Annotated in this window: 14 protein-coding genes; 3 read left to right on the top strand and 11 right to left on the bottom strand. The window is 60.1% G+C overall.

The features are described from left to right. Positions 1–807: an alkaline phosphatase family protein gene (locus tag B0D71_RS11335; RefSeq protein ID WP_103394848.1), complete on the bottom strand. Its 807-nt coding sequence runs from the start codon at positions 805–807 to the stop codon at positions 1–3. 134 nt (positions 808–941) lie between these two features. Beyond that, on the bottom strand, positions 942–2,009 hold the full coding sequence (locus tag B0D71_RS11340; RefSeq protein WP_103394849.1) for an ABC transporter substrate-binding protein: 1,068 nt from the start codon (positions 2,007–2,009) through the stop codon (positions 942–944). 363 nt (positions 2,010–2,372) lie between these two features. Between B0D71_RS11340 and B0D71_RS11345 the strand changes: the two genes are divergently transcribed. After that, entirely contained in the window at positions 2,373–3,086 is a 714-nt protein-coding gene (locus B0D71_RS11345) for a UTRA domain-containing protein (RefSeq protein WP_103394850.1), read from the top strand. Between the two features lie 117 nt (positions 3,087–3,203). On the opposite strand, the gene B0D71_RS11350 is transcribed toward B0D71_RS11345, so the two are convergent. From B0D71_RS11350 to minC, 7 genes are all read right to left on the bottom strand, one after another. Next, positions 3,204–5,357 (bottom strand): mechanosensitive ion channel family protein, encoded by a 2,154-nt coding sequence (locus B0D71_RS11350; protein ID WP_103394851.1) that lies wholly within the window; start codon positions 5,355–5,357, stop codon positions 3,204–3,206. A gap of 78 nt (positions 5,358–5,435) precedes the next feature. Further along, positions 5,436–5,612: a hypothetical protein gene (locus tag B0D71_RS31435; protein ID WP_008048365.1), complete on the bottom strand. Its 177-nt coding sequence runs from the start codon at positions 5,610–5,612 to the stop codon at positions 5,436–5,438. 187 nt (positions 5,613–5,799) lie between these two features. Further along, positions 5,800–7,089: a M18 family aminopeptidase gene (locus tag B0D71_RS11355; RefSeq protein WP_007974949.1), complete on the bottom strand. Its 1,290-nt coding sequence runs from the start codon at positions 7,087–7,089 to the stop codon at positions 5,800–5,802. A 206-nt stretch (positions 7,090–7,295) separates the two neighbouring features. Further along, a complete protein-coding gene (locus B0D71_RS11360) occupies positions 7,296–7,931 on the bottom strand; it encodes an RluA family pseudouridine synthase (RefSeq protein ID WP_046037585.1) in 636 nt (211 codons plus the stop codon). A 192-nt stretch (positions 7,932–8,123) separates the two neighbouring features. After that, positions 8,124–8,378, bottom strand: coding sequence for a cell division topological specificity factor MinE (gene minE, locus B0D71_RS11365; RefSeq protein ID WP_007974947.1), 255 nt, complete (start codon positions 8,376–8,378; stop codon positions 8,124–8,126). 3 nt (positions 8,379–8,381) lie between these two features. After that, positions 8,382–9,194 carry a septum site-determining protein MinD gene (minD, locus tag B0D71_RS11370; RefSeq protein WP_060541535.1) on the bottom strand — a complete coding sequence of 271 codons (813 nt, stop codon included), beginning with the start codon at positions 9,192–9,194 and terminating at the stop codon, positions 8,382–8,384. A gap of 201 nt (positions 9,195–9,395) precedes the next feature. Beyond that, entirely contained in the window at positions 9,396–10,133 is a 738-nt protein-coding gene (gene minC, locus B0D71_RS11375) for a septum site-determining protein MinC (protein WP_103395261.1), read from the bottom strand. Positions 10,134–10,251: 118 nt separating this feature from the next. Between minC and B0D71_RS11380 the strand changes: the two genes are divergently transcribed. Both B0D71_RS11380 and B0D71_RS11385 read left to right on the top strand, forming a co-directional pair. Further along, complete coding sequence (locus B0D71_RS11380; RefSeq protein WP_103394852.1) at positions 10,252–11,184, top strand: lipid A biosynthesis lauroyl acyltransferase; 933 nt, start codon at positions 10,252–10,254, stop codon at positions 11,182–11,184. An 89-nt stretch (positions 11,185–11,273) separates the two neighbouring features. Continuing rightward, positions 11,274–12,446: a patatin-like phospholipase family protein gene (locus B0D71_RS11385; protein ID WP_103394853.1), complete on the top strand. Its 1,173-nt coding sequence runs from the start codon at positions 11,274–11,276 to the stop codon at positions 12,444–12,446. 114 nt (positions 12,447–12,560) lie between these two features. Here the strand turns inward: B0D71_RS11385 and B0D71_RS11390 are convergent, their stop codons facing one another. Together B0D71_RS11390 and B0D71_RS11395 are read right to left on the bottom strand one after the other, a co-directional pair. After that, positions 12,561–13,346: an outer membrane protein OmpK gene (locus B0D71_RS11390; protein WP_103394854.1), complete on the bottom strand. Its 786-nt coding sequence runs from the start codon at positions 13,344–13,346 to the stop codon at positions 12,561–12,563. A gap of 378 nt (positions 13,347–13,724) precedes the next feature. After that, entirely contained in the window at positions 13,725–14,510 is a 786-nt protein-coding gene (locus B0D71_RS11395) for an outer membrane protein OmpK (protein ID WP_103394855.1), read from the bottom strand. Positions 14,511–14,537 lie beyond the last annotated feature (27 nt).

Here is a 14,537-nt window from a genome sequence, read left to right on the forward strand (position 1 = left end):
TCACTTGAGCAACTCCCGGCAGACCGGTTTGTCGTGGGGCGCGCCCAGCAACTCGCAGACGGTGCCGCAGATGTCGGTCTGTTTCGGCGCGGCGTCGGCGTCAAAGCTGAATGCGTCACCGAGAACGAACAAAGGCACTTCGCGCTCTTCCGGCAGCAGGCCGTTGTGGGAGCGGTCGTTGTTCATGCCGTGGTCGGCGGTGACCAGCACCTGATAACCGGCATCCAGCCAGCCTTGCAGGTAGTCGGCCAGGATGATGTCGGCCGAGCGGGCGCTGTTGCGGTACTGCGGTGTGTCGAGGCCGTGCTTGTGCCCGGCATCGTCAATGTTCATCGGATGGATCAACAGGAAGTTCGGCGCATGGCGCAGGCGCAAGCTTTCGGCGTCGGCGAACAGGTGCGAGTCCGGGTAGTGATCGTTCCAGTAGAAATGCCCGTGCTGGATCGGTAGCTGCGGGTCATCGGTGTGACGGTCCCGGGCCGCCACGAAGGGCGAGCGGTTGTACAGTTCACTGACCCAATGATAGGCCGCTGCTGCGGTCACAAGGCCGGCGTCGGTGGCGTAGTGATAGATGCTGCGCTGGTTGGACAGGCGCGAGACGTTGTTGTGGACGATGCCGCTGTCGATGGGCGCAACGCCGGTCAGGATGCATTCGTACAGCGGGCGGGACAGGGCTGGCAACTCGCACTCCAGTTTGTACAGTGCGGCACGTCCTGCACCGACGTAAGCCTGAAGGTGCCCCATGGCGTGGCGGGCGACCTCATGGTTGAGGCCGTCGAGCACGACAAGGATGACGTTGTGCTTCATAGGGGCAAAACTCCGTGAATCGTAAAGTGTCGTCAAACCTGTAGGAGCCGGCTTGCCGGCGATTGCATCGCCGCGGTGATCAAACAGACCGCAGTGTCTGGATCGCCAGCAAGCCGGCTCCTACAGATGCAGCATTACTGCATATTGATGATGACTTCTTCCTGCCACTTCTGAGGAAGGGCCTTGGAGGTCTTTTCCCAGGCATCCGCGTCTTTGATCGGCGTCACTTTCTTGTACTGCTCGTTAGGCAGCAGCTTGGCCTGCACCTCGGCTGGCAGGGTCAGGTGCTCGGCACGGATCGGACGGGCGTTGCCCTTGGCCAGGTTGATCTGGCCTGCGTCGCTGAAGATGTATTCGCGGGTCAGCTTGGCGGCGTTCGGGTTTTTCGCGTACTTGTTGATGATGGTGGTGTAGCCGGAAATCACCGAACCATCGGACGGGATCAGCACCACGTAGTCATCCGGGTTGGCCATCTTGGCCTTGTAGCTCAGACCGTTGAAGTCCCAGACCACGCCGACTTCGACTTCACCTTTTTCCATGGTGGCGATCGTCGGGTTGGCCATCGACAGGCGACCTTGCTTGGCGATGTCGGCGAACAGCAGCAGGGCAGGCTGCAAGTTCTTCTCGTCGCCACCGTTGGCCAGTGCCGCGGCCAGTACGCCGTTGGCTGCCTGGGCCGCGGTGCTCACGTCGCCGATGGAGACTTTGTATTTGCCGGTCTTGAGGTCAGCCCACTTGGTTGGGGCTTCGGAGCCGTGCAGCAACTTCTTGTTGACGATGAAAGCGATGGTGCCGGTGTAGGCCAGCGCCCAGTTGCCGTCCTTGTCCTTGGCCCAGGCTGGAACCTGATCCCAGGTCGAAGGCTTGTAAGGCTGGACCACGCCTTGCTTGACCGCGATAGGGCCGAAAGCGGCACCGACGTCGCCGATGTCAGCGCTGGCGTTGTCTTTTTCAGCGGCGAACTTGGCGATCTCCTGGGCCGAGCTCATGTCGGTATCGATATGTTTGAGGCCATAGGTCTTGGCCAGGTCTTCCCAGGTGCCTTTCCAGTTGGCCCAGTCATCGGGCATGCCGACGCTGTTGACGGCGCCTTCCGCTTTCGCAGCGGCTTCCAGGGTTTTCAGATCGGTGTCGGCCGCCATGGCGGCGGTGCACATTGCAATGGTCGAGCCTAACAGTGATGCCAGGAAAAACTGTTTCATTCCGAAGCTCCTTGGGTCGTGTTCAACGCTGCGATTGCGGTTTGTGTTGGTCTAGGTCAGCAATACCTGAGCCAATTTAAGGGGCCTGGATGACACTTTGATGTCGTTCGTCGCCCGGAATGACTATTTGTTCGGCGGTATCGCCAGTGGCCTGCTAAGCGTAGACCATGGTCAAGGCCCCGGCTGGCAAGGGAGATGGCCGATGAATTGCAAGTCGTCGGAGGGCGAGGGTGGCGACCGTTGGGCGCCTTTGTCACACCTCGGTCATCTGCACTGCCTACGCTTGCAGGCTATTGAGTGAACCGGTTTACGCTGCGGTTCTGCCCTGAATTGGTGCTGGTCTAGTCCAGATAGGAAACGTTGATGCGTGACGAGGCAACAAAAGCGGTAACAGCCATCGGCCAGGTGCTTCAGGAGCAGATCGACCACGGACTATTGACTCCCGGCAGCAAACTGCCGGCCGAGCGCAAGCTCAGTGAATTGTTCGGCACCACGCGAATCACGTTGCGTGAAGCGTTGTTGCAATTGGAGTCTCAGGGGCAGATCTACCGCGAGGAGCGTCGCGGCTGGTTCGTCTCGCCGCCACGCCTGGCCTACAACCTGATGCAGCGCAGCCACTTTCACGCGATGGTCAGCGCTCAGGGGCGGGAGCCGTCCACCGAGGTGATTTCGGCGCGATTGCAACCGGCATCGGCGGCGGTCTGTGCCTGGCTGCAATTGCCGGCGCTGTCGAGCGTGATCCAGATCTGCCGATCACGGCGCATCGACGGGCGACTGGTGTTGTATGTGGAGCACTATCTGAACCCGCAGTACTTTCCCGGGATCCTCGATTTCGATTTGAATCAGTCAATCACCGAGTTGTATGCGCGGCATTACGATTTGCACTACGGGCGGGTGCGTTTCGAGATTGTGCCCACGGCGCTGTCAGTGGATGCGGCGGCGGCGTTGAAGGTGTCGGTGGGCAGCCCGGGCTTGCGGATTGCCCGGGTCAACTATGACCAGCATGAACGGTTGATCGACTGCGACCTGGAGTTCTGGCGGCATGATGCAATTCATGTCGGGGTGGATGTTGTCTAGTGTCCGACCTTCCTGTAGGAGCGAGCTTGCTCGCGATGGTCGTTAACGATTACGCGTGTTTACTGGCTAAACGCGGTGTTCTTGAGTTCATCGCGAGCAAGCTCGCTCCTACACGTGCTATTCATTCTGCGGGCCACCACTTGCGGTGATCACCTGGATACTCATCCGCGGTGTCGCCAGATCCAGTCCGGCTTCATCCATGTGCCGCTTGAGTGACAGGTTGAAAGCTCGCGACACCTCCCACTGCTTGATTGGCGCAGTCTTGAACCGGGCGCGAAGGATTGCGTTGCCCGACTCGAAACTTTCCACCCCCTGGAACTCCAGCGGCGACCAGATATTGCGCCGTTGCAGCGGATCGGTGCGCATTTTCTGGGCGACTTCGCGCATCAGTTTGATGGCGTTGTCGATGTCCATGCTGGCGGGCACAGCGACCCGGAAGATCGCGTAGCCGAATTCCCGGGAGTAGTTCTTGATGCTTTTGATTTCGCTGAACGGAATGGTGTGGACGATGCCGTCGATGTCCCGCAAGCGCACGGTGCGGATGGTCAGGCCCTCGACCGTACCGAGGTGGCCGCCGACATCCACGTAGTCGTCGATGGCCAGGGAGTCTTCGATGATGATGAACAGCCCGGTAATCAGGTCCGCGACCAATGACTGCGCACCAAAACCGATGGCCAGGCCGATCACGCCGGCACCGGCCAGCAGTGGCGTGACGTTCATGCCCATGTTCGCCAGGGCGACAATCAGCGCGATGATGAAAATCGCGATGAACAGCACATTGCGGATCAGCGGCATCATCGTCTGTGCGCGGGCATTGGCCAGGCCTTTGCGCGAACGGGTCAGGGCGTGATGCACGGCGGTGTCGCTGAGTATCCAGATCAGCCAGGCGAACAAGAGCGTGCCGGCGAGGCTGAACAGTTTGACGCTGACTTCGTGACCGTCGCCTTCGGTAAAGCGGATCAACGACATGCCCCAGACACGCAGGCCGAGTTCGATAAAGGCCAGCCACACCAACAGGTGGACGATGGTGTAAAAGAAGTTTTTCAGCCGTTCCGAATACACGGCGTAACGCCGGATACCGCGCTGGGGTTTGAGGGCATGGCGGCGTACCAGGCCGTTGATGACCATGCACAGCACCAGCAAAACGGTACAGATCAGCGACTGGCGCAGGGCGGTGCTGGTATCACCGGCAGAAATGAACGTCGCGAACAGGGAGATGGCCACCAGCACCAGCGCCGGCACGTACCAGAAGGTGCCGAGAATCGACAGGGTATCGTTGAGGGCGCGTCGGGTCAGGCGCCGGGACAGAGGTTGATTGCGGATCAGGTGGGCGATTGGCCGGCGGAAACGCAGGATGAACCGTCCCGTGGACAGCGCAGCCAGGACATTGGCGACGGTCGCGGCGGTATGGGCCAGATGGCTACCGAGGCTGTCGACCAGTTGCGGATCGCTCAGCGCTTCGCCAAACGCGGCGAAGCTGCCGATCAGCCACAACGGCCGAAACGCCTGGTGACGCAGGATGTATAAGGCGCGATGGCGGTGTGGGCCGTCGAGCAGGGAAAAGGCAATTACGCAGATGGCCGAGAAACAGGTGCCGACCACCAGTGCATAGGCCAGCACCATGGCCAGGCTTTTGCCCAGGGACGAGGGCAGGGCGTAACTCATGTAGACCGTGATGACCAGGGCGATCAGCCATGGCCCGAGTTTGCGCAAGGCGAAGCGCAACATGTCCAGGGCCCGGGGGTGCTGCGGCAGTTCTTCGGTCAGACCGAAACGCATCCGCACGCGGTGGCTGATCCAGATCAGGGCGGCGGCCAGCAGGCTCCAGACCATCAGGATCATGGCAAAGGCGAACAGCATGGGCAGCCATTCATTGGCCGGCAACGCCAGCGCCACCAGTTCTTCCTTGGCCTGATCGAACTCACTGGACCAGCGCATGAGGGGGCTGTCGTCGCCGGAAAACTTCTTCTCGAAACTGGCCAGGGTCCCGCCAATCAGGCCCAGCACGCCTTCTTCGGTAATCGGCTGGGCCTGCTTGGTGGTGTCACGGAGCTTTTTCAGGTCGGCCAGCAGCTTGCTGCGTTGCTGGTCGTTTTCCAGTGACTTGATCACTTCGTCCAGGGATTGCCCAAGCGGTTCCTGTGCTTCGGGCTGCGCCTTGGCTTGGTTGAGCAGGCCTGGCAAGCCGGCCGCCTGGGCGGGCGACACTGACAGCAGCATCATCAGGCAGACAAGGGCAATACACGGGAGGGCAAAAAGACGAGCGAGCACTAGGCGGTCAACCTCACAAGGAGCGGATCGACCGAGTGTACGAGCCCGTCAAAATCAATGCGAGCCAAGGGCGATGAATTATTCGTTGAGTTTGGCGAGGATCTTGATCACCACGGTCGCGAGAATGGTCAGCATGCCGATCCACATGGCGAACACACCGGCATTTTTGTCGCGAAAGTTGAAACCGACGGCCAGCAGGAGCATCCCGGCAAGAATCGGGATCAGCATGGCGTGGAAGGTAGACATCGAAATCATGGAGACAGCCTTGTCGAAGGGGTACTTGAAGTCTAGGCCGCTTTTGACGCGGCCTGTGTGATGTGTGTAGGAGCGAGCTTGCTCCGGGCGGCGATCCGACGATGGACTTGAACGTTGACGGAGCCTGCCGGGATGATCGCGGCGCCCTGACGTTCATCGCGAGCAAGCTCGCTCCTACAGGGTTTTGTTACGGCAACTCTCGGCAGGCGTAGAACGCGCTCAGTACCTTGACCAGATGCGCCAGGTCATGGCTGCCGCACAGTTCGCGGATCGAGTGCATGGCGAACGTCGGCAGGCCGATGTCCACGGTGCGCACGCCCAGGTGACTGGCGGTGATCGGGCCGATGGTCGAGCCACAGCCCATGTCGCTGCGCACCACGAAACTCTGCACCGGCACTTCTTCAGCCATGCACAGATGACGGAAGAACCCGGCGGTTTCGCTGTTGGTGGCGTAGCGCTGGTTGCTGTTGACCTTGATCACCGGGCCGGCGTTGAGCTTCGGGCCGTGGTTGGCATCGTGTTTGTCGGCGTAGTTCGGATGCACGCCGTGGGCGTTATCCGCCGACACCAGCAGGGATTTCTGAATGGTGCGTACGAATTCATCACCTTCCGGCAGCAGGCGGCGCAAGGTTTGTTCAAGCATCGGGCCGTCGGCACCACAAGCCGAGCAGGAACCGACTTCTTCGTGGTCATTGCAGACCAGCACGCAGGTTTCGTCGGTGTCGGCCGTCAGCAGCGCTTGCAGGCCGGCATAGCACGACAGCAGGTTGTCCAGTCGCGCGCCGGCAATGAAGTCGCCATGCAGGCCAATGACCGCAGCGCTTTGGGTGTCGTAGAAGCTCAGCTCGTAATCGAGCACCACGTCAGCGTTCAGGCCGTGTTCGCGGGCGAGTTGATCGGTGAGCACGGCACGGAAGTCCACGCGTTCGTCACCGGCAAATTGCGCGAGGATCGGCGGCAGTTCGGTCTGGGCGTTGATGGCCCAGCCCATGTTGGCTTCACGGTTGAGGTGAATCGCCAGGTTCGGAATGATCGCGACCGGAGCCTTGAAGTCGATCAGCTGGCTCTCGACCTTGCCGTCACGACGGAAGGTTACGCGGCCGGCCAGGGACAGGTCACGGTCGAACCATGGCGCGAGCAGCGCGCCGCCATAGACTTCGACACCCAGTTGCCAGAAACCCTGGCGCTGCAGCTCCGGTTGCGGCTTGACCCGCAGGCACGGGCTGTCGGTATGGGCGCCGACCAGGCGGATACCACCGTGCAGCGGCGAATGACGGCCCATCTTGATCGCGACAATCGAAGAGTCGTTGCGGGTGACGTAGTAGCGGCCGTTGGCTTCGGTATTCCACGGCTCGCGCTCGTCGAGGCGTTGATAGCCCGCCGCTTCCAGGCGCTGAACGAGGCTGGCGGTGGCATGGAACGGGGTAGGGGAGGCCTTGAGGAAATCGATCAGGCCTTGGTTCAACTCTTCACGCATAAAGTAGCTCCAGACAGCAATGGCGCCAGTTTAACGTATTAGTCAGGGAATTGGCGGTGGGCTGATGTTGGGGTGGCCTCTGGTATTGAACCTGTAGGAGCGAGCTTGCTCGCGATGAGCCCGAGAACGCCGCGGGGCGCCAGGCTTCCCGCGTTATCGTTGACGACCATCGCGAGCAAGCTCGCTCCTACAGGGTCTGCTTTCGCTCAGAACGGTGCAGGACACTCGAAGCGCAGGCGCTCGCCACTTTGCGGGTGAGTGAAGCTGAGCATGCTCGCGTGCAGGCACAGGCGCGGCCAGGCTGCCAGCGCCTGCTCGTGGGCGTAGAGCCCGTCGCCCAACAATGGATGGCCAATCGAGAGCATGTGCACGCGCAACTGGTGGGAACGGCCAGTGATCGGTGTCAGTTCAACGCGGCACCAGTCGCCGCAACGTTCCAGAACTCGCCAGAAGGTCAGCGCGTGCTTGCCGAATTCGTGATCGACCACATGCCGTGGCTTGGTCGGCGGGTCGTAGCGCAAGGGCAGATCGATGCTGCCGCTGTCCAGTTCCGGCTGACCCCAGCACAGGGCGGTGTAGGCCTTTTCGGTTTCGCGGTCGTGAAATTGCCGGGACAGTTCGCGATGGGTATCCGGATCGCGGGCCAGCAGGATGATCCCGGAAGTTTCCCAATCCAGTCGATGGACGATTCGTGCTTCCGGGTAGCCGTTTTCCTGCAGACGGGTAATCAGGCAGTCCTTGTTGTCATCGGCCCGGCCTGGGACGGAGAGCAGCAGGGTCGGTTTGTTCACCACCAGTACGGCGGCGTCCTGATGGATGATGTGGATGTTGGACAACGGCATTAAAACAGCCTCGTAACAAACGCCAACGGCGGCTCAATCATTCTCACGCCCCTCTTTGTAGGAGCCGGCTTGCTGGCGATGCAGGCAACGCGGTCTGACTGTTACAACGCGTTGAAGCTATCGCTGGCAAGCCAGCTCCTACAGGGAGGGCGTTTCGAATGATCGAACCGCCGTGGCTCCAGCCGGATCGACTCAGCGATCAGGCAGGGTGATATTGAGTTCCAGAATCGAGCAGCTGCCCTGGCTTTCCAGTGCGACATGCACGTCATCGGACCCGATATTGACGTACTTGCGGATCACCTCGACCAGTTCCTTCTGCAAGGCCGGCAGGTAGTCCGGGGTGCTGCGTTGGCCGCGTTCGTGCGCCACGATGATCTGTAGACGCTCTTTCGCTACCGACGCGGTGCTTTGCTTTTTGTTGGCACGAAAGAAGTCAAAAAGGTTCATTGCTTAGTTGCCTCCAAACAGGCGCTCGAAGAATCCCTTCTTCTGTACATCGAGGAATCGATGATCCACGGTCTTGCCCAGCAGGCGGTCAACGGTATCGCTGTAGGCCTGGCCGGCATCGCTCTGGTCGTCGAGAATCACCGGAACACCCTGGTTGGATGCCTTGAGCACCGCCTGGGATTCAGGGATCACGCCGAGCAGGGCCACCGAAAGGATTTCCTTGACGTCTTCTACGCCGAGCATTTCGCCTTTGCTCACACGTTCCGGGTGATAGCGGGTAATCAGCAGGTGTTCCTTGATCGGGTCTTCCCCGCGTTCGGCACGACGGGACTTGCTGGCCAGCAGGCCGAGCATGCGGTCGGAGTCACGTACCGAGGAAACTTCCGGGTTGGTCACGACGATCGCTTCATCGGCGAAGTACATGGCCAGGTGGGCGCCTTTCTCGATGCCTGCCGGGGAGTCGCAGACCACGAACTCAAAGTCTTCCTTGAGTTGCATCAGGACTTTTTCGACGCCTTCGACGGTCAGCGCGTCTTTGTCGCGGGTCTGGCTGGCGGCCAGTACGTAGAGGTTTTCCAGGCGCTTGTCTTTGATCAGGGCCTGTTGCAGGTTGGCTTCGCCGTTGACCACGTTGACGAAGTCATACACCACGCGGCGCTCGCAACCCATGATCAGGTCGAGGTTACGCAAGCCCACGTCGAAGTCGACGATAACTGTTTTGTGACCGCGCAGAGCGAGGCCGGTACCGATAGCGGCGCTGGTGGTGGTCTTACCCACACCACCCTTGCCGGATGTAACCACGAGAATCTTGGCCAAGGTGTTTCACCCCTAAGGAAGAAGGACTTTCCAGCCCCTGAAAAACATCTCCTGAAAACTACTGCAGTCGGACAGCCTTGGCTGGAATCCGGTTTTGAGCGGCGTTTACCCCCGGTAAACACTGCTTTCGGCCTTTTTCCTACTTCGTTTGAGCCGTTTTCGCTACGTTTTAGAGATGCTTGGAAAATGCGGCAGTATCCGTTAAAGCCGAATGATGTTCAACACGTCGCCGGACAGGCTGACCTGCACGCCCGAACCCCATAGAGGGTCGCGGCGCAGATCTTCGGAAACCTTGTAATGCCCGGCGATTGAAATCAGTTCAGCACTCATTTGCTGACAGAAAATCCGCGCCTTGGTGTCGCCCTTTACGCCGGCCAACACGCGACCACGCATCGGGCCGTATACATGGATGTTGCCATCGGCGAGAAGTTCCGCCCCCGGGCTGACCGAGGAGATCACCACCAGATCGCTGCCCTGGGCATAAATCTGCTGACCACCGCGTACTGGCGAAGTGATGATTTTCGTCGGTTTGATTGTCGGCTCGGGCGGTTTTTCCGGTTTTTTCTTCGGTTCGCCTTCGGTCAGGTCCAGTGGACGCTCCCGGGCACCCGACGGTGGCAGCACCGGCAGGTCGACCGCAATGGCGGCGGCGATGTCTTCGATGCGGCTGGCGCGGATCGCCAGGGTGCGCAGGCCGTGCTGGCGGCAGATGCGCATCAGGCCGGGGAGATCGACTGCGCCTTCGTTGGCCGGGAGTTTGTCCAGGGCCAGTACCAGTGGCGCGTTGCTGAAGAAGTTGGGCGCCTGGGCGACCTTGGCGGCCAGTTGCCGATCAAGGCTTTCGAGGTCGTTACGGGCCAGTTCCAGCACCGTAATGGCCAGCATGCTGCCCTTCAACTGGAACACGGGATCTTGGTCTAGCGGTTCGGTTTGGCTCATGGTCGGCATACAACGACTTGTCACTAAAAGTGCCGAGACTTATAACGAGAACGCCCGCAGGCCGCAAGCCGGGTCGAACGATGTAGAATGCGCGGCCATTGTCATTCCGGAAGCATTAATGGACCGCCCGCGTTTTCGAAAAGCATTTCTATCTCCACGTTTCTGGCCGCTGTGGTGTGGCCTGGGGCTGTTGTGGCTGATCGTCCAGTTGCCGTATCCGGCTCTGCTGTGGATCGGGCGCTTCCTGGGCTCTTTGATGTATCGCGTGGCCGGCGACAGACGGCGCATTGCCAAGCGCAACCTGGAGCTGTGTTTTCCTGAAAAGACCGCCGCCGAACGCAAACGGCTGCTCAAGGAGAACTTCGCCTCTACCGGCATCGCTTTTTTTGAGATGGCGATGAGTTGGTGGTGGTCACGCAAACGCCTGGCAACCCTGGCTCATATCGAGGGACTGGAGCATTTGCAAAAGGCCCAGCGCGAGGGCAAGGGCGTGATCCTGATGGCGCTGCACTTCACGACACTGGAAATCGGCGCCGCATTGCTCGGCCAGCAGCACACCATCGACGGTATGTACCGCGAGCACAAGAATCCGCTGTTCGACTACATCCAGCGCCAGGGCCGCGAGCGGCATAACCTCGACTCGCTGGCGGTGGAGCGCGAAGACGTGCGCGGCATGCTCAAATTGCTGCGCTCGGGCCGGGCGATCTGGTACGCACCGGATCAGGACTACGGCGCCAAGCAAAGCCTCTTCGTACCGCTGTTCGGCATTCAGGCTGCGACCGTCACCGCCACGAGCAAGTTTGCGCGGTTGGGCAAGGCGCTGGTGGTGCCGTTCACCCAGGAGCGTCTGGCGGACGGCAGCGGTTATCGCCTGGTGATCCATGCGCCGCTCGAAGGCTTCCCCGGCGAAACCGAAGAAGAGGACTGCATCCGCATCAATCAGTGGATCGAAGGCGTTCTGCGCGAATATCCCGAGCAATACCTGTGGGCGCACCGTCGCTTCAAGAGCCGCCCACCGGGTGAGCCGAAGCTCTACGCCAAACGTCGTTGAATCCCGAGACGCTGTAGGAGCGAGCTTGCTCCTACAGGGGGAATAGGTCGAAACAACGAAATCCCATCTAGCACCATGGAGAGTTGCGTATGAGTCCAAGCGAACCGGTTACAGGGTTGATTCTTTCCGGTGGCGGGGCTCGGGCGGCCTATCAGGTGGGCGTGCTGGCGGCGATTGCCGAATTGATGCCGCCGGGGGCGAGCAACCCGTTTCCGGTGATCGTCGGCACCTCGGCGGGCGCGATCAACGCCGTCAGTCTCGCCAGCGGAGCAATGGACTTTCGTCACGCCATCGAGCGCCTGACGGCCTTCTGGCAGGGCTTTCGCAGTCATCTGGTGTTGCGCAGCGACTGGCCCGGGGTCATTCGCCAGGCCAGTCGTTTTGTCAGCCACAGCCTGCTCGGCATCGGTGCCCAGATGCCGGTGGCGCTGCTCAATAGTTCGCCGCTGCGGGATCTGCTCAACGACAAACTGCACATGGGCGGCATCGCCGAAGCGATCGCACAGAAGCAATTGCACGCGGTGGCGGTCACGGCGTTCGGTTATGAGTCCGGTCAGGCAGTGACCTTCTATCAGGGCGGCGGCAAGATCGATGCCTGGTTGCGCCATCGACGTATCGGCGTTCCCACCCGACTGTCGGTTGAACACTTGCTCGCCAGTTCGGCGATTCCGCTGCTGTTCGCCCCGGTGAAAATCGGCGAAGAGTATTTCGGTGATGGCGCGGTGCGGCAGTCGGCGCCGATCAGTCCGGCGTTGCATCTGGGCGCCAGTCGTGTGTTGGTGGTGGGCGTCAGCGGCAACCCGCGCGGGGTCGATCCGCAACAACCCTTACTGCGCAGCTACACCGGTCAGCAGCCGACCCTGGCGCAGATCGGTGGGCACATGCTCAACAGTACGTTCATTGACAGCCTGGAAAGCGACATCGAGCTGTTGCAGCGCCTGAACCAGTTCAGTCACCTGATGCCCAACGGCACGCCGACCCGGGCATTGGGCGTGGCGCCCGTGGACGTTCTGGTGATTTCACCAAGCCAGCCAATCGACGAGATTGCCGCGCGCCATCGCCAGGAGTTGCCGCCGGCATTGCGTCTGTTCCTGCGTGGCCCGGGCGCGACCAAGACCAGCGGGGCAGGGGTGTTGAGTTACCTGCTGTTCGAGGCGGGGTATTGCAGCGAATTGATCGAACTGGGGCGGCGCGATGCCTTGGCCAAGCGCGGGGAGTTGTGCCGGTTTCTGGGGTTGGAGGAACCTGTGGTTTCGGCTTGAGCCAGGCGGTCTGCAGGAGCGAGCTCGCTCGCGATGGACGTTAACGATGACGCTGGGAGCCTGATGCCCCGTGGCGCTCTCAAGTCCATCGCGAGCAAGCTCGCTCCTACATGATCAGAAGTGAACCTTAACCAGGAAGCTGGTCACGCTCTGATCAGTCTTGAAGCCCTGGCTGTCTTCAATCCCGTACTTGTTTTTCCAGTAGTCATACTCGACACCGACGTACAACTGCTTGGCACCCAGGTTCAGCGCCTTGCCCAGGTCATATTTGACCTGCGGATTGAAGTGCAGGTTGGCGTGGTACTCGCCCTTGCTGTTGACATCGTTGTCGACGACCCAGTCCATGAAGCCGTCGATCAGCACATCCGAATCACCCACCGGGATGGTGTAGGACCAGACCGGCGTGACCTGCCAGATGTTGTCGCCCGGGCGGTCGCCTTCGGTGTGACGGTTGTAGAAGTTCAACTGGAAGTAGTCGAAGCCCGGGATGGCCAAGTCGAAGCCAGGGCCGATCAGGTACGACTCGGTGTCGTCTTCACCGAACTCGTAGGTCATGGCCAGCAGCACATCCTTGATCGGGCCTAACTCGAACTTCTGGTCGAAGATCTTGTTGAACGACAGGCGCGGGCTGAGCTCTCCGTAGTGGGTGTTCTTACCCGCGAATGCGTCTTCCTTGCCGTTGTAGAAGATCTTGTCGATGAAGAAGAAGTTGTCGCCGTACTTCCAGCCATCGGCGTGTTCGAAGGTCACCGTCTGCTGGATGCGCGGGTTGACCTGGAAGTCCTTGCCATACAGATAGGTCAGGCTGTTGTTCTGCCACTGCAGCAAATCGCCGGCCATGGCCTGGCCCCCGGCCAGCATCGATCCCGCCAGCATCAGGCTAGTGCACGTACGTTTCATTCGGTTGCTCCCAAAAAGTAGGTGGTTCCACGTTATTTTTTTAAGATCGGCGCTCTGGTGTGGCGCCTGTTTCTGAAGCGGTAAAAAAATCATCCATTCGGTCAGCTTTAGTGCTGTTAGCAATAGCTGGGCCAAGGCTTTCAAAAAGCCAAAAAACTCCCGTTCGGCAGCTCAAGAGCGGTCGATTGAGAGGGGGTTTGGAGTGCCTTGGTACCTGCCAGCGCCGGGATAAGTTGGCCTTCTGGTCAGGTTTTACATCCGGGCTTTTTTTTAAACCGGATTCGGGCGGCCGCGGAGAATACTGACTCCTCGGCCAGGTCTCAAGTGCTCCGCAACGGCGCACCGACGACAGGTGTGGGGCACGGTTGCGGGGCAGCATCAGAAATGCACCTTCACCAGCAGGCTGGTGGTGTTTTCATTGGTGTCGAATTTGCCGCTGTTTTCGATGCCGTATTTGTCTTTCCAGTAGCTGTATTCGACGCCGACGTACACCTGTTTCTCCCGCCAGCCCAGGGCCTTGCCCAGGTCGTACTTGACCTGCGGGTTGAAGTGCAGGTTGGCGTGATAGGTGCCATGGGCGTTCTGGTCGTTATCCACCACCCAGTCCATGTAGCCGTCGATCAATAGGCTCGAGTTGCCCAGAGGCAGGGTGTAGGACCAGGCCGGCGTGATCTGCCAGACATCATCCCCAGGACGCGAGCCTTCGGTTTGGCGGTAATAGAAGTTCAAGGTGAAAAAGTTGAAGCCCGGCACTGCGAGGTCAAAACCGGGGCCGATCAGGTAGGCTTCGGTGTCGTCTTCGCCGTTCTCGTAGGTCATGGCCAGCAGCACGTCCTTGATCGGGCCGAATTCGAAACGACGGTCGAGGATCTTGCCGAAGGAGAGGCGCGGGCTGAACTCGCCGTAGTAGGCGTGAACGCCTTTGTTGCGGTCTTTCTCGCCGTTGTAGTAAGTGCTGTCGATGAACATGAAGTTGTCGCCGTACTTCCAGCGGTCGGCGTGTTCGAAGGTGATCGTCTGCTGGATCGACGGGTTGACCGCGAAATCCTTGCCGTACAAGTAGCTCAGGCTGTTGGTCTGCCACAGCAGTAAATCACCGGCCATGGCTTGACTCGCGACCAGCAGGCCAGCACTCAACAGCAAGTTGGTTTGTGTCCGAATCATCTGTTGCTCCCTCTTGTTTTTATTTTT

Source organism: Pseudomonas laurylsulfativorans, assembly GCF_002906155.1.
Taxonomy (GTDB): domain Bacteria; phylum Pseudomonadota; class Gammaproteobacteria; order Pseudomonadales; family Pseudomonadaceae; genus Aquipseudomonas; species Aquipseudomonas laurylsulfativorans.

Bases quoted from the DNA above. Each gene is read 5' to 3' on its own strand.
- B0D71_RS11355 (WP_007974949.1), bottom strand. From the start codon at position 7,089: ATGCGTGAAGAGTTGAACCAAGGCCTGATCGATTTCCTCAAGGCCTCC.
- B0D71_RS31435 (WP_008048365.1), bottom strand. From the start codon at position 5,612: ATGATTTCGATGTCTACCTTCCACGCCATGCTGATCCCGATTCTTGCC.
- B0D71_RS11335 (WP_103394848.1), bottom strand. From the start codon at position 807: ATGAAGCACAACGTCATCCTTGTCGTGCTCGACGGCCTCAACCATGAG.
- minC (WP_103395261.1), bottom strand. From the start codon at position 10,133: ATGAGCCAAACCGAACCGCTAGACCAAGATCCCGTGTTCCAGTTGAAG.
- minE (WP_007974947.1), bottom strand. From the start codon at position 8,378: ATGAACCTTTTTGACTTCTTTCGTGCCAACAAAAAGCAAAGCACCGCG.
- B0D71_RS11345 (WP_103394850.1), top strand. From the start codon at position 2,373: ATGCGTGACGAGGCAACAAAAGCGGTAACAGCCATCGGCCAGGTGCTT.
- B0D71_RS11390 (WP_103394854.1), bottom strand. From the start codon at position 13,346: ATGAAACGTACGTGCACTAGCCTGATGCTGGCGGGATCGATGCTGGCC.
- B0D71_RS11380 (WP_103394852.1), top strand. From the start codon at position 10,252: ATGGACCGCCCGCGTTTTCGAAAAGCATTTCTATCTCCACGTTTCTGG.
- B0D71_RS11385 (WP_103394853.1), top strand. From the start codon at position 11,274: ATGAGTCCAAGCGAACCGGTTACAGGGTTGATTCTTTCCGGTGGCGGG.
- B0D71_RS11360 (WP_046037585.1), bottom strand. From the start codon at position 7,931: ATGCCGTTGTCCAACATCCACATCATCCATCAGGACGCCGCCGTACTG.
- B0D71_RS11340 (WP_103394849.1), bottom strand. From the start codon at position 2,009: ATGAAACAGTTTTTCCTGGCATCACTGTTAGGCTCGACCATTGCAATG.
- B0D71_RS11395 (WP_103394855.1), bottom strand. From the start codon at position 14,510: ATGATTCGGACACAAACCAACTTGCTGTTGAGTGCTGGCCTGCTGGTC.